Source organism: Nicoliella sp. ESL1113 (assembly GCF_058509245.1).
The window spans coordinates 860,491-880,813 of sequence record NZ_CP196387.1; the positions used below are offsets into that span (position 1 = coordinate 860,491).

Genomic DNA, 20,323 nt, shown 5'->3' on the forward strand with positions numbered 1-20,323 from the left:
TAACGCCTCCTTGCTTAATAATTGACAAACTAATGAATAATAAGTGATAATTTGTTTAAAAAATAATTGTATAGGATGAAAAAGATGAACCGAAAACTAATTGCACTTGATTTAGATGGCACCACATTAAATAATAATTCAGAAGTTACTGATTCCACCGTTCAGGCCGTTCAAAAAGTAATTAAAATGGGCCACATTGTAAGTATTGTCACTGGCCGCTCAACAAGATTAGCCTTGCCCGCATATCGCAAATTAAACCTTAAGACCCCTATGATTAACTTTAACGGGAGTTTAGGCATCGTTCCTGATTATGCCTGGAGTGGTGAATACGAATTCTCCGTTGATCGTCATATCGTTTTAGATCTATTAGCCCATAAAGACGAACTTGGCATCAATATTATCGTTGCAGAAGATCAAAATTCGATGTTAGCTAGTCGTCCCGCAAGCGATGAACTCTTTAAGGTCTCATGTGGATTCTTTCCAAATCATGTTGAGGCTGATCAGATCTTGAATAAAAATAATCTCACTGTTAATCCCGTTGACATGGCAATTGATTATGATGTTACAAAGTTACCTCAATTAGAAGCATTCATTGCCGATCACTACGGCAACCAAGTTGAAATCGCTCACTGGGGCGGACCACTTTCCATCTTTGAAATCAAACGCAGTGGCGTTGATAAGGGATATGGCATCAACCACCTTGCTAAATGCTTTAACATTGATAGCCGTGATATTATCGCAATTGGCGATCAAGTAAACGACTTACCACTACTCAGGGCTGCTGGTACTAAGGTCGCCATGAAAAACGCGGTGGATTCCGTCAAGTCGATTTCTGACATTATCACAGAATACAGTAACGAACAAAATGGTGTCGCTAGATACCTTTCCTCAACATTTAATTAGTCCTTGGTGTGTCCCCGAATAACTGGGCAGCTTGAACAGCACGTTGCCAGCCTTGATAGCATTTATCACGAGTTATCTGATTCATTTTCGGCTGAAAAGCAGTGAACTTTCCAACAGTCATCTTAATTTCATCAATATCATGCCAGTAATTAACGCATAATCCAGCTAAATATGCCACCCCGAGTGCTGTGGTTTCAGAAATTGAGGACCGTTGAATCGGAATATCTAAAATGTCAGCTTGAAATTGCATGAGGTAATCATTATTGGCAGCCCCACCATCGACCCGCAACGCCTTTAGCTTCAGCTGAGTATCAGCAGCCATCGTATTAATGACATCCTTAGTTTGATATGCTAATGAATCAAGCGTGGCCCGTACAAACTGCTCACGACTTGTCCCCCGCGTTAGTCCAAACACTGCGCCACGGGTATTTTGGTTCCAGTATGGAGCACCTAGCCCCGTAAAGGCTGGGACCACGTACACTCCATTGTCCGCTGCTGATTCAGCCATTTGCTCGGTTTCAGAAGCATGCTGAATGATGCGCATCCCATCTCGCAACCACTGAATCGCAGAACCTGCCACAAAAATACTTCCCTCCAGGGCGTAATTGACCTTACCGTCAACTCCATAGGCGATCGTGGTTAGCAACCCTTTATCAGAAATGGTGGGCTTAAGCCCCGTATTCATAACAATGAACGCTCCCGTCCCGTATGTATTCTTAACCATTCCTGGTTCTAACGCTAATTGGCCAAATAATGCGGCTTGCTGGTCACCAGCAATTCCAGTAATCGGTACTTGAACCCCCGAAAAAGTGAAATTAGAGGTGTATCCAAAATTGTGTGAAGATGGTTGCACCGTTGGAAGCAATGACGATGGGATGTCAAGTAACCGTAAAATTTCGGAATCCCATTTTAAATCATGGATATTGAATAGCATCGTCCGACTGGCATTGGAGTAATCAGTTGCATGAACATGCCCACTGGTCAATTTCCAAAGCAACCAAGTATCAATGGTTCCAAAGTATAAATCCCCATTTTCAGCCCGTTTTCGAACTCCTGCAACGTTATCCAAGATCCACTTAATTTTCGTAGCTGAGAAGTAGGAATCGATCACTAATCCCGTTTTCTGGTGAATTAAGTCCGTGTAACCCGCCTTTTTTAATTCATCCGCAATTTGACTGGTTTGTTTTGATTGCCAAACGATTGCATTATAAACTGGTTTGCCAGTCCGCCGATCCCAAATCACAGTTGTTTCGCGTTGGTTCGTAATGCCAATCCCTTGAATTTTATAGGGCGGGATTTCCGCTGAAATCAAGGCCTCTGAGATAACGGTCTGAACAGCACTCCAGATTTCATTGGCATTGTGTTCGACCCATCCTGGCTTTGGAAAATACTGTTTAAATTCTCGCTGGGCCTTTTGTAAAATATGACCATGGTGATCAAAAATGATTGCCCGTACGCTAGTGGTCCCAGCATCAATCGACATGATATATTGTTGATTCTTCAATCCAATTACTCCATTCGTAAAATCTTTAATATGTCATATTATACCATGATTTCATTACGGTTCTTTGATATTGAGCAATCATTAAAATTTATAAAAAATAAGAATCAATTTAAATGTGCTATAATTATTAACCAAATGAAATTGACAAATAGAAAGGATCTTGTAGCATGAATTCAATTCCATATTATTCAGCATGTACCAGTATTTTAATCGGTAAAAAAGCTAGTATTGATGGTTCGATCATGATTGGTCGCAATGAAGATGCCAAATCATCTTGGCCTAAACATTTAAAAATTTTTGAACGGAAGCATTTCTCCACCCCTCAACAATTTGAATCCGGTGATAATGGTTTTAAGATGCCACTCCCAACCACCCGTTACCAATATGAATCCACTCCCGAATGGACGGATAAGTACGGACTGTTTGAAGAAGACGGTTTCAATGAATATGGCGTTGCGATGAGTGCGACCGAAAGTACCTACGCCAACGCTACCGTCCTTGGCTATGACCCGCTTGAAAAAGATGGTATCAGTGAAGAGGCAATGATTACCGTGGTTTTACCATATGTGAAGACTGCACGCCAAGGGGTTAATCGATTAGGAACGATCGTTGAAAAGTATGGGACTAGTGAAAGCAATGGAATCTTATTTGCAGATAGTGATGAAGCATGGTATATGGAAACAGGCTCTGGGCATCACTGGGTCGCAATTAAAATTCCAGATGATTGTTACGCAGTGATCTCAAATCAAATGGCTATTCAGACGATTAACTTTGCTGATTCTGAAAACTTCATGTGGTCAAAGGGCATTCAACAATTTGTTGATAATAACCACCTCAATCCAGATATAAATGGCCAATTCAATTTTAGAAACATCTTCGGTACCCATAGTCAATCCGATGCCCACTACAATACCCCACGTGTTTGGTATGGCCAAAAGATGTTTAATCCAGAAATTGAACAATCTCCAGAAAGCCAAACAATGCCATTGTTACGCAAACCTGCCAAAAAGTTATCGGTTGACGATGCCAAAGCCTATTTAAGTTCGCATTTCCAAGAAACCCCATTCGATCCAATTGGGAGTGGCTCTAAAGAGGATAAAACCCGTTACCGCCCAATCAGTTTAGCTAAGACGCAAGAGTCGCACATCCTTCAATTACGACCTAACCTCCCAAATGCGATTGGTAACATTCACTGGTTAGCAATGGGGGTTGCTGCCCAAAGTACGTACGTCCCATTTATGAGTGGGATTACGAAGGTCCCCGATGAATACCTAGTGGGGGCGCAAGATTATGATGCTAAATCAGCATACTGGATATTTAAATTGGCGGGCGTATTAGTCGATCCACATTACCTAGAATTAAACGATCTATTACAAGCCACCCAAGAATCGCTCTCAATTAAATATCGCCAATTAATTAATCAAGCGGATAGCCAAGCTGTGAACCTTTCTGATTTAGAAGCGAGAACAGTGGCTACCGATATTAGTAACCAGGCTGCTAACCTTGCTTTAGATGCTTATCGCGAATTGAACAATCACTTAATCTCAGCATCTACTGATTTTTCACCGTTAAATTATAAACAAGATTTAAATCTATAATACAAAAATAACCACCAACTAAAATGAGTTGGTGGTTATTTTGTTTAATTTTTAAATTAACGTTTGCGACGAGTTGCTGGGATTCTAGCAGACTTACCACTAAGTTCACGTAAGTAGTAAAGCTTAGCACGACGAACCCGACCTAATCTAAGCACTTCGATCTTTTCAACTCGTGGTGAGTGAAGTGGGAAAATTCTTTCCACACCCACACCACTTGAAGTCTTACGAACGGTGTAAGTAGCTTGGATACCTGCTCCACGGCGTTTGATTACAACACCAGTGAATAATTGGATTCTTTCACGGTCTCCTTCAACAACCTTAACGTGAACACGAACAGTGTCCCCTGCACGAAAATCTGGTACATCAGATTTTAATTGATCAGCATTGATCTTTTCGATTAAACTATTTTGACGCATAAATATATCTTCCTTTCAACTAGCATTCATGTCAAAGGTTCTAACAGCGGAATACCGTTTTAATTGGTGTTAAATACAACAAAAATAATATTATCACAGACCGTAATGATTGTAAAGGCGATTAATCATAATCTGGGTCTGGATATTCTTCTATTTTGACCTCAGCTAATAACCTTTTTTGTTCAGCGGTTAACTTTGCATAATCAATTAAATCTGGCCGTCTTAATAACGTCTTTCTTAAAGCCTCTTTTTGCTTCCATTCAGCAATCTTTTGATGATTTCCACTAATCAATACGTCTGGAACTTTCATCCCCCTAAAATCAGCTGGTCTGGTGTATTGGGGATATTCCAATAACCCCGTTGAAAAGGAATCGCCAGGAGCGGACTCCTGATTTCCTAAAACATCTGGCAATAAGCGGGATGTTGCATCGATAATCGTCATTGCTGGCAGCTCGCCACCAGTCAGGATAAAATCACCCATTGAATATTCATCGGTAACTACGGTCTTGATGCGTTCATCGTATCCTTCATAATGGCCACAAATGAAAGTAAGATGGTCTTCTTTGGAGAGGTCTTCAGCCACTGCTTGATCAAATTGTTTGCCAGCAGGATCCATTAAAATCACTCGCCCAGTAGAATGAGCATCTTTTTTAGCAGCTGCTTGGGTCGCCGCAAATGCATCTAATACAGGTTGGGCCTGTAATAACATTCCAGCACCACCACCAAATGGATAGTCATCAACATTATGGTGTTTATTGGTGGAATAATCACGAAAATCAGTCACATGCACGTCTAAAATACCCTTTTCAATGGCTTTACCCACGATCGATTCCTTCATTGGACCATCGAACATGTGCGGAAAAATGCTAAGCACGTCAATTCTCATTATTCTAAGCCCTCCAATAAATCAATGGTTACTCGTTGTTGGTCTAAATCAACTTTTTTAATTACGTCGTTTATTTTTGGTAAAAGTAACTCTTTACCATTTTCGCGGGTAACGATCCAAACATCGTTTGCTGCGGTATCCATAATATCAGTGATTTTACCCAAATAATTATCAGCTAAGTCATATACGGCTAAGCCCAAAATTTGGTGATAATAATACTCACCCTCTGCTAGGTCATCTGCTGATAATTGAGCATCAGTAATTTTAAGTGTGGATGGTTTTAAAAATTCGATATCATTGATCGAATCCAACCCCTTAAAATGCAGGATGACAAAGTTCTTTTGTGTCCGAACCTTATCGATCGTTAATTCCACTTGCTTCCCGTTTGCCAAAAATGCGGTCACTTGATTGCCGACAACAAAGCGATTTTCTGGAAAGTCGGTCGTTGAAATGACCCGTACTTCGCCACGAATTCCTTGGGTATTTACGATTTTACCAATGTTATAGTATGAAATGATAATTACCTGCCTTCTATAATTGAACTAAAAAAACTCTTAAATAAAACCAGTGGTTTTATTTAAGAGCCTTATTTTTGACCATCTTCAATAATCAATCTAACCCGTTTATTACCATTAACACGGACACTGTAGACAATGGTCCGAATCGTCTGGGCAATGTGGCCCTTTTTACCGATGATTCTTCCCACGTCCTTAGGGTTGGTTTGTAAATGATATTCATAAAACCGGTCAGTCTCATTATGCTGAATAGTAATATCATCTGGATGTTCCACCAGAGGTTTAACGATTGTTTTAATTAACTTGTCAAAATTAGTCGTCATTACTAATCACTTATTTCTTAGTGGATTTTGATTCGTGGTATTTCTTCATGATACCTGCGTTTGATAATAAGTTCCGAACAGTATCTGAAGGTTGTGCTCCTTTACCTAACCAACTCAAGATATCGTCTTCTTCAAGCTTAACTTGTGATGGTTGAGTAAGTGGGTTATAAGTACCAACGATTTGGATGAAACGACCATCACGAGGACTTCTTGAGTCTGCGACAACGACACGGTAGAAAGGACGCTTCTTTGAACCCATTCTTCTTAAACGGATTTTAACTGACATTCAAACACCTCCTATATTTCTTTTAACAAATAATAATATATCAGTAATTCAACAAGATGTAAAGGTTTTTTTCTTTACACCACTGATTTTTTTCAACTCATCATTCGAAACGACCCAAAAGGCTTGCCTTAGCCGCCGAATCGATATAGCTATTATTACGCATAATAAAGGCTTGGACCGATTGATAATCGTTAAAGTCAACCTTAGCATCGATCAACTCTGTCGATAACAACTGCTTGGCAAGCCCAACGATCTCTGGTGTGATCTGATTAGGCATAAACGGGTTATCATCATCAACTAATTGCCATTGGTCGGTTAGCAAATAAAATGCACGTTTAATCTTTTGATCACCATTAAATAATGATTTTAATGTTGTTGGATCTAATAATTGCATTGAAACCCCTCCTCAACTATCGTTTTGAATCAATTGAAATCATTCGTCCTGGAAATGAATTTCGGAGCGAAAACTCATTTACTGACGTGGTTAAAATCCACACGATATTGTTAAAGTCATGGACGTTGATCGACTTCTCTCCATGACCGTCCGTCATGATGATGGTTAAAGTATCATTAAACTTATTACGTTGTGAATTCATAAAATCAAATATCGCTTGAAAGCTCGTTCCACCGCCGCCATTTCGTTGATATTTAATCTGATGACCATTATTAGCATGGTAACTGGATTTAAAATGAACTACCGAATCAAAACTATAAATGGTCACTAGGGCCGCTGTTTGGTTCAAAAATCGGCTAATTTCATTTAACAACCGACTAATTTCTTGGTCGCCCATCGAACCAGAATTATCGACAAAGATATTAATCCTTCTGATCGTATTGCTGATTTGACCAGCTAGTTCCATTCGGTATCCCTGCCGCCGATTAAAGCGGGCCCTTGAATCCTGCTTTTCAAATGGCAGCATCCCTAACCCCACTTGTAATAAATGGCGCCAATCTTTTATCTTAGGGGCCTTAGCGTCATGATCGATCGCTGCAACTACGTTTCCAGGCATGGTGCCACGTTGCTTAGTCGGTGTCTGTCGCCAAGCGCGATTTACCATTTGTTTCAACTGGCCTCGTTGTAAAGCCCGTTCTTGCTCATTGAATGCTTGCCAACCAGAATGGGCATCATATTTTTGGCGACGCTTTTGCATTAGCGCAGCTACTTGCCTTTGCGATGACTGCTGATTGCTAGGTTTAATTCGTGCTAATTGGGTCAAATAGTAATGCGAACCCATTTGATCGTGTAGATTCAATCCGAATTGAAAATTTACCTGTGCTAATAATCGATCATTGAGGTATTGATCAATGACAAGATCGCATGCCAATTGGTTCAACTGGTTCACCCGTGGATACATCAGAGGGTGGGCAAATGTTAGGTGCAAAGCAATTTGCTTTAATACCAAGTCTAATTGATCAGCCGTGAAGTTGGCCTTGCAAAACCGATCGGGGTTGATCATAATAACAATTCGATCGACGGACCAAGTAATGCCGATGGCCCCCTGAAAAGCACCATCGAACCTCCTGGGGAGCTGTAATAATAATTCACCATAGTACCGCGTGGTTTTAAGGATTTGAATCAACTGCCCACTAATAATGAGATCGATCTGATTTTCTGCATCGTCTGCATTGTTTTGTAAGGCAGCTAAGCGATTGGCTACTTGCATTGCACTCACCCCCCACTAAAGGTTATCAAAACCGACTTGCTCAATTTGTCGATACAATGCTTGATAACCGATTCGATCGGCCTTAGCTCCCTGATACAACTGCTCAATTTGCTCTGGATTATCGACCAATGCTAAGCAACAAGCATATTGACCATCTGGATTAACGTCTTCCATTAATCTAAGGAGCCGCTTCACAAAATCACTAGTTAGCTTTAAATGCCTTTGAATCGCTACCTTAAGGACATTCACCCGCGCTACTTGATCTAAATTAATAAACTGCTGAAGCGCGGCTGGCAATTCAATTTCAAACAACTGATCAGCGATAACGCTTCGATCGCTTTGGCTTAAAAATTCATGAAGTGCTACGGCAGCCTGATTACCAATATCACCAGCAAAAATATCTAGTTGAATTAACTGCCTTTGTTCAACGGGCAGTTTCAATAGCTCAAAGTAATTATTAGACAGACGCTCCCATGCTCTGGGTGTTGGAAAAAGATCATCCCCACTGATTTTAGTACTGAGCATCGTCGGATGTTGTTTTAAATAACTAATAATCAGTGGGTGGATGTGCGCATCTGATTGCGCCCAATTTAGCCAATCGTTAATATCGGTTTTCATTACCAGGCGAACGGTCCGATCCTTGATGGCATCGTCACCACCGAATACTTGATATTCACTATCTGAAAAACCACTCATGGTTGCATCTGGATTTTCAGCAATGATAATGTGGACTTGATCAGGCAGGCGTAAACTATTGATCGAGCGTTGCAACACCAAGTTCATCAATTCACTTTGAACGCCTTGGCTACCCCGATTGAATTCATCTAAGAACCAATAGATGGGCTGTGTGGGGTGCTTTTCCGCAAATTGGATGATCTCGATCAACTGGTGAGCATAACCGAATTGAACGTCAGCTAATTTTCCGTAGGCTTGCGTCTCAATAAATGAATCACTGGTCAGCGGTGGGACTGGGATCGCTAGGTCACCCTTTTCAGATAAACTGACAACGGTCGTAAATAATCGAGCACCATTTTGGCTTGCTAAATCAGCCACCAATGCTGACTTACCAATTCCAGCTTCACCGACAATGTTCGGGACGTTCCCCGCCTTGATCACTACATTAGCAGCCATTAATACTTGTTGGTAGTTTAAAGCCATTTTAAGTCCCTCCCAAATTAAAAAGCCATTCCACAGGTAAGCGGTAATGACTTTTTAAATTACTTTTTCCGCTTCTTATTGCGGCGTTTCTTGTTCTTTTTAATTTTACGTGCCATTCGTTTCATAGCAAGGTTAGACAGTTTGCCACCGATGCCGCCACCCATCCCGGGCATATTGCCACCAAGGCCTTGCATCATGTTTTCCATCCCGGACATGTTACCGTTCGACATCTTATTCATCATTTTCTTCATCGAATTGAACTGCTTGATCATGCGGTTAACCTCTTGAATCGGTCTCCCTGACCCCCTTGCAATTCTTCTACGTCTGGATGGATTCAACAAATCTGGATCTTCACGTTCCTTAGCAGTCATTGAATAAATCACCGCTTCAATGTGTGCAATATCCTTTGGATCCATATTAACGTTTTTTAAAGCTGGGTTATTCGCCATCCCTGGAATCATCTTCATGATGTCTTCTAGGGGCCCCATCTTTTGAATCTGCTTCATCTGATCCAAGAAGTCGTTAAAGTCAAAGGTGTTCTCACGCATCTTTTCAGCCATCTCTTCGGCTTGCTTTTGATCATAATCCTTTTGGGTCTTTTCGATCAACGAAAGGATATCACCCATCCCAAGAATCCGTGAAGCCATTCGATCAGGGTGGAAAACATCTAGATCGGTTAGCTTTTCACCCTGTCCAACGAATTTAATCGGTTTGTCGGTCACGGCCCGAATGGACAATGCAGCTCCACCACGGGTATCACCATCTAACTTCGTCAATACGACCCCGGTCACGTCTAATGCATCATTGAAACCTTCGGCAGTTTCAACGGCGTTTTGACCAGTCATCGCATCTACCACTAATAGAATTTCATCGGGATGCACCATTTCCTTGATGTCCTTTAACTCATCCATTAGTTTTTCATCGATCTGCAAGCGACCAGCGGTATCAATAATCACATAGTCATTATGATTTTCCTTGGCCTGTGCCATTCCCTTTTCAACAATTTCACGCGGATCAACATCGGTCCCCATTGCAAAGACTGGCACGTCAACTTGTTGACCAACCTGTTGTAATTGGTCAATGGCAGCTGGTCGATATATATCAGCTGCAATCATTAACGGACGGGCTTTTTGTTCATCCTTTAATTTAAGGGCCAACTTACCGGCTGTCGTCGTTTTCCCGGCCCCTTGCAAACCAGCCATCATGATCACGGTCGGTATTTTATCAGATTTATTAAGGGGAACTGCCGTCTCACCCATCATCTTCGTTAATTCTTCATCAACGATTTTAACGATCTGTTGAGCGGGGTTCAATCCCTCTAAAACATCCGCACCCTTAGCACGTGCTTGGACTTTTTTAACGAATGACCGAACCACGCCAAAATTAACATCGGCTTCTAATAGCGCCAATCTAATTTCACGCATGGTTGCTCTTAAGTCAGATTCGCTAACTTTACCCTTGCCCCGTAAATTTCGCATGGCTTTTTGGAGTCGTTCAGTTAAACCTTCAAATGCCATTATTTCACCACTTTCATTCTTCTTCTATTTTTTCTAAATCAGCTACTAATCCCACTAACTTTGCATCGGCAGCATAATTAACCTTAACGTAATCCCTAATGCGATCAGTCTTCTGGTTGCGCGACACAAAATCACGATAAAGGTGGAGTTGAGATTCATACTTTTCAAGAATCAATTCAGTCCGCCTGATGTTATCGTAAACTGCTTGGCGGCTAATTGAAAACTCTTCTGAAATCTCTCCCAATGAATAGTCATCAACATAGTAGCGTTGCATATAGCTATTCTGCTTATTCGTCAGTAATGGTTCATAAAACGATAATAACGAATTAATTCGGTAATTCTTCGATAATTCCAAAGCGATGCCCCCAGTTAAGATTCCTTTAGCTTATAGAATACATAATCTAACGACGTTCCGTCAATTATTTTAATAACCCCTTGAACAATCCATAAACAAAGTCACTAGCGTTGAATGGTTGCAAGTCACCAACTTGTTCACCTAATCCGACGTACTTGACTGGAATATGCAACTCGTTTCTAATTGCTAACACAATTCCACCCTTAGCGGTTCCATCTAGTTTCGTCAACGTGATTCCGGTTACATCGGTCACCTGCTTAAACAACTTGGCCTGATTCAATGCATTTTGACCGGTCGTAGAATCCAATACTAACATTACTTCATGGGGCGCCATTGGGATTTCACGGGTCAAGATCTTCTTCATCTTGGAAAGCTCATTCATCAAATTAACTTTATTTTGTAACCGTCCAGCTGTATCAACGAATAAAACATCGTATTGCCCCTTCTTGGCTTTTTGGACCGCATCGAAGACGACTGAGGCGGGATCACTTTTTTCAGGTTTCTTAACAATGTCAACTTCATCACGCTTGGCCCAAACGTCTAGTTGCTGAATCGCACCGGCTCTAAATGTATCAGCAGCAGCCAACAAGACCTTCTTGCCTTGGTCATGATACAGCTTTGCCATCTTACCAATGGTGGTGGTTTTACCCACCCCGTTGACCCCCACGAATAAAATCACGGTCGGTCCCTCTTTAGCAAAGTTGATCTGATTGGTCTCACCATTGCCATTTTGGTCGTATAGTTCGATCAACTTTTGAATTACGACGTTTTGAACTTCATTTCTGGACTTAACGTTTTTTAACTTCACTTCATCCCTAAGTTCATCAGTCAAATTGACCGCCATATCAAAACCAACATCGGATTCAATCAAAGTATCTTCCAGGTCTTCAAAAAATTCTTCATCCACGGACCTAAAGTTAGCGAAGAGCTTATTTAAGCGTTGCCCAAATGATGAACGCGACTTGGCAAGCCCATGTTCATACTTAGTGGCTTCTTCTTGCGGTTCAGTTTCTGGTTCTTGTGATTCTTCTGGTTTTTCTGGTTCTTGTGGTTCAACATGTTCTTCATCAGCCGCAGTTGCTGATTGCGCCGAATCTTCACTTGATTGTGAAGAAGATTCAAGGTCTTGAAGTGAAGAATTTGATTCAACAGATTCATTTTCAGCACTAGTTGAACTTGCTTTAGCACTTGGCTCAATTGATTGCGTTGATTCGACAGATTTAACTTCTCCGCTAGCAGAAGAATCTACCGCTTCTTCACTGCTAGTAACGGGTTCGGTACTTGTTGAAGACTCAGATTCACTAACTGCATCTGAACTGGTTGCGATTGCTTGTGAGGAGTCACTACTTTGCTCACTACTGGTCTGACTGGCTGAACTAGCGCTACTAGATTCAACACTAACCGAAGATTGAGCATTTTTGGATTCCCCTTGATCTGCTTCAGATTGTTGATCTTTCTTTTTATTGCGACGTTTAAAAATATCAAATAATCCCATTTATATCATCCCTTCGTTGCTTGCGCGTTTTTTAAATCGACCGTCAAGACCTTAGAAATGCCAGAGTCTTGCATCGTGACCCCATATAAATTATCAGCATAAACCATCGTTTCCTTCCGATGCGTAATCACGATAAATTGAGTCTGATCCCTTAGCCTTTGGATGTAGCGTGCAAACCGATCCACGTTAGCAGGATCTAGTGCTGATTCAGCTTCGTCCAAAATTACAAATGGCACTGGTTGCAGCTTTAAAATCGAAAACAACAGTGCGATTGCAGTTAACGAACGTTCACCACCCGAAAGCAATAACATGCTTCTAAAACGCTTTCCAGGTGGTTGGACCATAATCTCAATCCCAGTAGTTAAAAGATGGTGCGGATCAGTCAGTTTCAACTTAGCATCCCCGCCACCAAAAATTTCCTTAAAGGTGGTGCGAAATGCTGATTGTAATTGATCAAAAGTCGTTTTGAACCGTTGCTTAACGGTGGCATCCATCTGGTTCATCGTCGATTCTAATTGGCGTTTCGATTGAATCAAATCATCAGCCTGTTGTTTTAAAAATTGATAGCGTTCATTCACCTCATCAAATTGCGTGATTGAATTTATATTGACTGGCCCTAAGGCTTCGATTTGTGTTTGAAGCTTCGTCATGCGTTGGTTAATTGCTTTTAAATCCTCATTAACGGTGCAATCAACTAACTGTTGCAAAGTCAGTCCATATTTTTGGCTGGCGAGCGTCCGCACTGATTTTAATTGATCGGTCGTTGCCTGGATCCGTTGTTTTAAATGCTCAACGGTAGATTGGGTCTGCAACAATGCATCTTGTTTTTGAGTAATTTGCTCATCAATCGGTGCAAGTACTTGCTTTAGTTTGGTTATTGACTGCTTTGTATCTGCAATCTGCTGTTTTAAATCAGCTTGATTTTGCTTAACAACGCCAATCTTATTATTTAAAGCAGCACTAGTCAATTGACCATTAATTTGTTCATTTAAATGCTCGATTGTTTGGTTCAACTTAATCTGTTGGCTTTGGTTAGTTGCTAATTGGGCATTCAAATCGGTGATCTTTTGTTCAACGTGCCGTGCCTCTGACTGGGCCAATAGTAGTTGTTCTCTTTTGGTTTGCTCATCATTTAGCGCTGATTGATGTTGTTGTTCTAAGTCCTGCTTAGCTTGATTTGCCCGTTTTACAGCGGATTGATTTTCTGAAATGCGTTTGTTAACCGCTGCTAGTTCATCCTTAAAATCCACATCGGCAGCTTGCGCAAAATTAACGCTTAACGTTTGTAAATTAACGCGTTGACTAGCAGCCTCGCGTTGCTTATTTTCAATTGTCGTTTGCAGCTGTTGCACCTGTCCGCTCAACATTTGAACATCCTGTTTAAGCGCTAGTTGATTTTGTTGATCTAAATCATTTTGCTGTTGAGCTTGTTTTAAATCAGCTTGACTGGTTTTAACTGATTGCTCTAAAGAAGCTAGCTTTTGTTTCGATTCCTGAACAGCTTGATTTAATTGATGCAACTTTTCCTTTTGAACTAGCATCCCAGTGAACCGTTTTTGATTCGCTCCACCAGTGATCGATCCTCCTGCATTAACAACCTGGCCATCTAAGCTGACTACCCGAAACCGATGGTTGATCGCAGTCCCGATTTTTATCGCTGCCGCTAGGTCTACTGCCACCAAAACATTTCCCAACAAATAATCGCGCACTAATTGATACTGAGCGGGCATTTGGACCAACTGATTTCCAACGGCAACAAAGCCTTCGATCCGTTTCGCTTGCTTTAAAATGGCTGGCGGGACGGAATGATTAGTCAAGCTGTTAATTGGCAATAACGTGACGCGCCCCAGTTTATGAACCGTCATGAACTGAATCGCTTCTCGACCACTTTGATTATCCGTTACCATTATTTGTTGCAGCCGACTGCCCAATGCAGTTTCAATTGCATTCACGTAGTCACTTTCAACATCTAAAAAGTCAGCAACGGAGCCAATAATGCCGTTCAACTCATCGCGATGGTTCAACAAATTACGGCTGCCCTGAAGATAGCCGCCATGTTGATTTTGAAACTCAACCAATCCATCCCGATTAGCCTTGAGTTCTTGACTTTTTTGCAACGCTCGATACCAATCACTTTGGTTATGATCAGCCGATTGACGCAACCTTTGCACTTGTGAGTTATTACTAGCAATTCGATCATTAATCTTATGCAAGGCAGATTGTTTGGTGTCCAAGGCATCTTTTAGCCGTTGGAGCTGTCCTTTGAGCTTCTCGACTGCAGCTTGATTATCAGTAATCCTTGCGTTAATCGCTGTTTGCTGACGATGAAATTGTTCGCTATCCTTACTGGCATAGTTCAAACGGTTCTTAAGATCACTTGACCGTTGCAATAATTCTAAATATTGATCCCTAAATGATGTCAATTGCTCGTTAACGGTCGTTAGCTTGGCGGCTAGTTGTTTTACCCGTGAAGCCTTTAATTGAGCTTGATGTTGTTCAATGATGTTTTGTTGGGTCGTTTGAGCCTCATTTGCTGTAATGACTTGATTTTCAATTTCTGAATACTGTGATACGAGGTGTTCTAAGTCAGCCTTAGCATTGGTTAACTGCTCCGTTTTAAAGGTTGATTGCTGGGAAGCTAACTTAATTTGACTGTTATATTGCTCCATTTGACTAGTCGCTTTGAGCAGCTTTGATTGGGCATTGTCTTGAGCAATCGTCAGTTCGTCTAGTTGGGCTTGGGTGCCTTGCTTTTGTTGTCTTAAACTGTCAATTGCTTGATTTAAAGCCTTTACCCGCTCGTCTGCTTCTTGGTACGCTTTTTCATTTGCCGTGTACTCAGCCACGAATCGTTGTGCATTGCCAGATAATTGCTTTTGGTGCCACTGACCAAGCGATGCTTGTAATCGTTGGTACTCACTTGCCGCTTTACTCTGGGTCCGTAACGTTTGGACCTGTGATTCTAACTCTAAAATAATATCATTGACCCGACTCAAATTATCATTGGTCTCGCCCAATCGATGATCGGCTAACTGTTTGCGCTGGCGATACTTATAAATGCCAGCGGTCGTTTCAATGAGATTACGCCGCTCTTCTGGCTTACTATTGAAGATGGCCTCGACGTTTCCCTGTGAAATGATCGAAAAAGAACCAATTCCGACCCCAGTGTCCATCAATAAATTATTAATGTCCCTTAGCCGACACTCCTTTTGATTTAAATAATAAATGCTATCACCATTACGAAATAATTTTCTAGTTACTGTTACTTCAGTATAATTCGTATTTAAATAGTGATCGGAGTTATCAAAAGTTAGGGTTACTTCAGCACGGTTCAAAGCCCGATGACTCTTAGAGCCAGAAAAGATCACGTCGGTCATTTTAGTACTACGTAAATGTTTAGCAGATTGTTCACCTAAGACCCACCGAATTGCTTCGATCACGTTACTTTTGCCGCTCCCGTTCGGTCCAACGATTGCTGTTAAACCGCTTTGAAAGTCAATCGTTGTCTTTTCAGCAAATGATTTAAAACCAACTAATTGCATTGATTTTAGTTTCAAAATAATACCCCATTCTATAAAGATTAATTAAAGTGCTTGAGCGCCTGCTTAGCAGCTCCTTGTTCCGCATTCTTTTTGGAATGGCCACTACCGATTCCATATTCCTTCCCATCAATGGTAACGGAAACCTTAAAACGACGGTGATTTTCGGGGCCATTTTCATCTAATAAGTGGTATTCGATCGCCACTGGCCCGTTGACCTGTGCTTTTTCCTGTAGTTCGGTCTTATGATCAAAAAATTCATCAAACCAACCTGCGTCCAGTTTTGGGAAAATGACCTTATGGCAGAACCGAACTACCGGTTCCATCCCCTGGTCTAAGTACACTGCACCAATAAATGATTCAAAAATATCACAAAGTAATGAGTCGCGGTTCCGCGCGTTCGCCTTTTCTTCACCGTGCCCCAATCGAATGTACTTATCAAAATGACATTCACGAGCAAAGCTACTAAAACTTTGTTCATTTACCATCGCTGCTCTTAAACGGGTTAATTGGCCTTGAGGTAAATTGGGATACCGTTTAAAAATATATTCAGAAACCACTAGTTCATAAACAGCATCCCCAAGAAACTCAATTCGTTCGTAAAATTTTAAATGATGGCCAGGGTGTTCATTTACATATGAAGCTTGTGTAAATGCTTCATCCAGCAGCGTTTCGTTATTAAATTTAATTCCATAGTTATCCGCTAATTCTTTATCAAAGACTGCATCCATTTTTAATTTCACTCCTAATATTAATTCAAGAAAAAGCGATTACCAAAAGTAATCGCCCCCTTTAAATGTATTCTAATGTTTTAAGAATGACTAACGATATAATCAACGGCTTCATCGACCGTATTTAATTTTTCAGCATCGTCATCATCGATACTAGCGCCAAATTCACTCTCTAAGTTCAAAACAAATTCAACAAAATCAATCGAATCAGCATCCAAATCATTTTTAAAGTTCAAAGAACCAGTAACCTTACTGCGATCAAATTCAAATTGATCAGCAATCATATCAGCTACTTTATTAAAAACTTCATCTTTTGTCATTGTTATCCCTCACCAATTTAGTTATTCTTTGCTTCTTGCTTAATTGCCTTCATTGCATCAGCATGGGCGCTAAAGTAATCAACAATCTGACCGACCGTATTGGATTCGACCATGGTATGAATTTGTCCTAAAGTATTCCGTACGGTAGTCGCCTTACTACTGCCGTGCATTTTTACGACAGGTGCCTTGACCCCGATCAAAACCGCACCGCCATACTTAGAATAATCCAACTTCGTATTGATTTGCTTAAAGGTATCCTTAAGGAAATAAGCACCCAGCTTATCCTTTAAACCACCATTCATTATACTACTTTTGATCAAATTTAGCATCGTCAATGCAGTTCCTTCGGTACTCTTCAAAGCAGCGTTCCCAGTAAAACCATCTGTGACAACAACGTCAGCAGCCCCGTTCAATAATTCACGGGATTCAACGTTACCAATAAAATTCAGATCGTGGTTGGCAGCCAGGAGTTCGTGGACGGCCTTGTGCAACTTGTCACCCTTATCGGCTTCGGTCCCGTTGTTCAAAAGCCCCACCCGTGGGTTTTTAATTCCTAAGACGGCATCAGCATAGTAACTTCCCATAAATGCGTATTGGTATAGATGGAATGCCCGTGAATCAGCATTCGCCCCCACGTCGAGCATTACGAACTTATCATTTGGCCCCTCGACCATCGGTAACGTTGTAGTCAATGCGGGCCGTTCGATTCCCTTGATTCGACCAACGATGAACAAACCAGCAGCTAGTAATGCGCCAGTGTTACCACCAGACAAAAATGCATCAGCTTGCCCATTATGAACGGCTTGTGCGGCTTGGACCATACTCGAATCCTTTTTATTCTTGATTGCTTTAACGGGTTCTTCACCCATTTCAATCACCTGGTCAGTATGGATTAGTGTAATCCGTTCATTATTTGCTACTAATGGCTCGACCTGGTCTTTAGGACCGTATAATTGGAATTCCATATCTGGATAAAGGTCACGAGCCATTTCAACCCCCTTTACAACTTCAGTAGGTGCATAATCGCCACCCATTGCATCAACAGCAATTTTCATCATATCTCTCCTAATCTAACGAATCATTCAGCGATTCATCATTTAAATATTTAACTAACGGTAAATTATCAGTCTGAACGGTCCATTCAGGATCGCTGACGATATTTTTAGCTTCCATTTGTGCATATGAAAGCATTACTAAGTCGGCTACTGGATCTCCGACCTTAAATTGCACCTGTCCCGATTGCTGGCGACCCATGACATCTCCTGACCCACGCAACTCTAAATCCTTTTGAGCAACGATAAAACCATTCGTGGTGTCGACCATGACTGCCATTCGTTTTTTACCAACTTCATTTTTAGGATCGGCAACCAAAATACAATAGGATTGTTTGTCGCCACGACCGACACGCCCCCTTAATTGATGCAATTGGGCTAACCCAAAGTGATCGGCATTAAAAATCAGCATCAATGAAGCATTTGGAACGTCAACCCCGACTTCGATCACGGTCGTTGAAACCAGGATTTGTAATGCTTGTTTTTTAAAGGCATCCATAATGGCGTTTTTCTCTTCATCCTTCATCCGACCGTGCAACAAGCCGATCTTGAATCCTGGTAAATAATTTTCCAGCATTTCAAAAATCGACTCAGTACTTTGCATGTCAGACTTTTCAGATTCTTCAATTAACGGTGCGATTACGTACATTTGCGCATGTTGATTTAAGCGTTCCAAGATGAAAGGCAGTGCATTGGTGAACTGGTTACTAGTGATCCAATAGGTAATAATCGGCTTTCTGCCAGCCGGCAGCTCGTCGATTACTGAAACATCCATTTCTCCATAAGCAGTCAGGGTCATCGTTCGGGGAATCGGGGTCGCAGTCATTGTCAAAACGTTAGGTGCATCCCCCTTTTTCCGAAGTGCTCCTCTTTGATTAACCCCAAAGCGGTGCTGCTCATCAATGATTGCTAACCCCAGGTTTTTAAATTCAACGTCAGATTGAATTAAAGCGTGCGTCCCGATCACAAGATCCACTTCCCCACTCTTTATACGGGGAAGGATTTCCTTTCTAACCGCTGGTTTGGTATCCCCCGTCAACAATACAATCGAAAGGGGGAAATCAGCAAAAATGCGGGATAGACCATTAGCATGTTGTTCCGCTAAGATTTCAGTTGGGACCATCAAAGCACTTTGGTACCCTGCAGTAGCCGCAGCATAGATCGCAATCGCTGCAACGATCGTTTTACCACTACCCACATCCCCCTGTAGCAATCGATTCATTTGGGAATGATTGTTCAAGTTCGCAAGAATTTCATTAACCACCCTTGACTGCGCTCCCGTTAATTTAAACGGGAGGTGTTCAATGAACGCATCAACGGCTTTCCGATCGTAATTAATGTTAACCCCTGTAAAATCATGATCACGCAATCGTAATAACTGCATCCGCATTTGAAAAATAAAAAATTCTTCAAACTTAGCGGTGCGCAACGCTAGCTTAGAGTCTTCTAGCGTCGCTGGAAAATGCATATCATGGATTACCTGGCGATGTGATTCTAGTTGGTAGCGTTCACGCAAAGATGATGGCAGTATTTCTTCTATTTGATCTTGATATTGATCGTAGGTCTCTTGAATTAAACTTTTTAGGGTCGATTGCTTGATCGTTTTATTTACAGAGTAAATTGGCTCCATCTTATTGGTCGTGGTACTAATAATTCGCATTCCCACCATCGATAGTTTTTGCAGGTCTAAACGCCCGAAAATAACAATCGGCTGATTGGTGGTGATTTGCTTTTTCAACCATGGTTGATTGAAAAAATGGACCCGAATCGCATTATTTTCAACTTGCATTAAAAAGGTCAACCGCGTCCGCCTATAACCATATCTGAATATCTGCGGTTGATCTAAGACCAGCCCCCGCAGTGTAACTTGTGATTGTGGCGGAATCTCAGATAATGATTGAACATTGAAATTATCATAACGAAACGGAAAATAATTCAAAACATCATTGATCGTTTTAATGCCTAAACTATTCAATACCTGTTGTTTTTTAGGACCAACTCCGTCCAAATTGATAACTGCGTCATTCAAATTAGTAATTTCAACCACCTCCGAATAAAAAA

General features: G+C 41.3%; 19 protein-coding genes. 2 read left to right on the plus strand and 17 right to left on the minus strand.

The window, feature by feature from the left end; genetic code table 11:
* The first annotated feature begins 84 nt into the window (after positions 1-84).
* Positions 85-903 (plus strand): Cof-type HAD-IIB family hydrolase, encoded by an 819-nt coding sequence (locus ACSYTJ_RS03765; protein WP_491719530.1) that lies wholly within the window; start codon positions 85-87, stop codon positions 901-903.
* On the opposite strand, the gene glpK is transcribed toward ACSYTJ_RS03765, so the two are convergent.
* Positions 896-2,407 (minus strand): glycerol kinase GlpK, encoded by a 1,512-nt coding sequence (glpK, locus tag ACSYTJ_RS03770; protein ID WP_491719531.1) that lies wholly within the window; start codon positions 2,405-2,407, stop codon positions 896-898. The two genes, ACSYTJ_RS03765 and glpK, sit on opposite strands and share 8 nt — an antisense overlap.
* A gap of 167 nt (positions 2,408-2,574) precedes the next feature.
* Here glpK and ACSYTJ_RS03775 point away from each other — a divergent pair, with 167 nt between their 5' ends.
* Positions 2,575-4,005 carry a C69 family dipeptidase gene (locus tag ACSYTJ_RS03775; protein ID WP_491719532.1) on the plus strand — a complete coding sequence of 477 codons (1,431 nt, stop codon included), beginning with the start codon at positions 2,575-2,577 and terminating at the stop codon, positions 4,003-4,005.
* Positions 4,006-4,061: 56 nt separating this feature from the next.
* Here ACSYTJ_RS03775 and rplS read toward each other — a convergent pair whose 3' ends face one another.
* The 16 genes from rplS to recG form a co-directional block, all read right to left on the minus strand.
* Positions 4,062-4,421 carry a 50S ribosomal protein L19 gene (gene rplS, locus ACSYTJ_RS03780; protein ID WP_491716296.1) on the minus strand — a complete coding sequence of 120 codons (360 nt, stop codon included), beginning with the start codon at positions 4,419-4,421 and terminating at the stop codon, positions 4,062-4,064.
* Positions 4,422-4,542: 121 nt separating this feature from the next.
* Entirely contained in the window at positions 4,543-5,307 is a 765-nt protein-coding gene (trmD, locus tag ACSYTJ_RS03785; RefSeq protein WP_491719533.1) for a tRNA (guanosine(37)-N1)-methyltransferase TrmD, read from the minus strand.
* Entirely contained in the window at positions 5,307-5,822 is a 516-nt protein-coding gene (gene rimM / locus ACSYTJ_RS03790; RefSeq protein WP_491720130.1) for a ribosome maturation factor RimM, read from the minus strand. The genes trmD and rimM overlap by 1 nt, the downstream gene beginning before the upstream one ends.
* Before the next feature lie 71 nt (positions 5,823-5,893).
* A complete protein-coding gene (locus ACSYTJ_RS03795) occupies positions 5,894-6,145 on the minus strand; it encodes a KH domain-containing protein (protein ID WP_491716298.1) in 252 nt (83 codons plus the stop codon).
* Positions 6,146-6,155: 10 nt separating this feature from the next.
* A complete protein-coding gene (gene rpsP / locus ACSYTJ_RS03800) occupies positions 6,156-6,431 on the minus strand; it encodes a 30S ribosomal protein S16 (protein WP_491716299.1) in 276 nt (91 codons plus the stop codon).
* 100 nt (positions 6,432-6,531) lie between these two features.
* Positions 6,532-6,825: a hypothetical protein gene (locus tag ACSYTJ_RS03805; protein ID WP_491719534.1), complete on the minus strand. Its 294-nt coding sequence runs from the start codon at positions 6,823-6,825 to the stop codon at positions 6,532-6,534.
* A gap of 16 nt (positions 6,826-6,841) precedes the next feature.
* Positions 6,842-8,095 (minus strand): vWA domain-containing protein, encoded by a 1,254-nt coding sequence (locus tag ACSYTJ_RS03810; protein WP_491719535.1) that lies wholly within the window; start codon positions 8,093-8,095, stop codon positions 6,842-6,844.
* Between the two features lie 15 nt (positions 8,096-8,110).
* Positions 8,111-9,253: an ATP-binding protein gene (locus tag ACSYTJ_RS03815; protein WP_491719536.1), complete on the minus strand. Its 1,143-nt coding sequence runs from the start codon at positions 9,251-9,253 to the stop codon at positions 8,111-8,113.
* 59 nt (positions 9,254-9,312) lie between these two features.
* Entirely contained in the window at positions 9,313-10,770 is a 1,458-nt protein-coding gene (gene ffh, locus ACSYTJ_RS03820; RefSeq protein WP_491719537.1) for a signal recognition particle protein, read from the minus strand.
* Between the two features lie 13 nt (positions 10,771-10,783).
* Positions 10,784-11,125 (minus strand): putative DNA-binding protein, encoded by a 342-nt coding sequence (locus ACSYTJ_RS03825; RefSeq protein WP_491716304.1) that lies wholly within the window; start codon positions 11,123-11,125, stop codon positions 10,784-10,786.
* Between the two features lie 64 nt (positions 11,126-11,189).
* Positions 11,190-12,620 (minus strand): signal recognition particle-docking protein FtsY, encoded by a 1,431-nt coding sequence (ftsY, locus tag ACSYTJ_RS03830; protein ID WP_491719538.1) that lies wholly within the window; start codon positions 12,618-12,620, stop codon positions 11,190-11,192.
* 5 nt (positions 12,621-12,625) lie between these two features.
* A complete protein-coding gene (gene smc / locus ACSYTJ_RS03835; protein ID WP_491720131.1) occupies positions 12,626-16,162 on the minus strand; it encodes a chromosome segregation protein SMC in 3,537 nt (1,178 codons plus the stop codon).
* A gap of 38 nt (positions 16,163-16,200) precedes the next feature.
* The gene (rnc, locus tag ACSYTJ_RS03840) at positions 16,201-16,890 is read right to left on the minus strand and encodes a ribonuclease III (protein WP_491716306.1); all 690 of its coding nucleotides are present in this window, start codon (positions 16,888-16,890) and stop codon (positions 16,201-16,203) included.
* A gap of 80 nt (positions 16,891-16,970) precedes the next feature.
* Entirely contained in the window at positions 16,971-17,210 is a 240-nt protein-coding gene (gene acpP / locus ACSYTJ_RS03845; RefSeq protein WP_491716307.1) for an acyl carrier protein, read from the minus strand.
* A gap of 17 nt (positions 17,211-17,227) precedes the next feature.
* Positions 17,228-18,265, minus strand: coding sequence for a phosphate acyltransferase PlsX (plsX, locus tag ACSYTJ_RS03850; protein ID WP_491716308.1), 1,038 nt, complete (start codon positions 18,263-18,265; stop codon positions 17,228-17,230).
* Positions 18,266-18,275: 10 nt separating this feature from the next.
* The gene (gene recG, locus ACSYTJ_RS03855; protein WP_491720132.1) at positions 18,276-20,300 is read right to left on the minus strand and encodes an ATP-dependent DNA helicase RecG; all 2,025 of its coding nucleotides are present in this window, start codon (positions 20,298-20,300) and stop codon (positions 18,276-18,278) included.
* Positions 20,301-20,323: the final 23 nt, after the last annotated feature.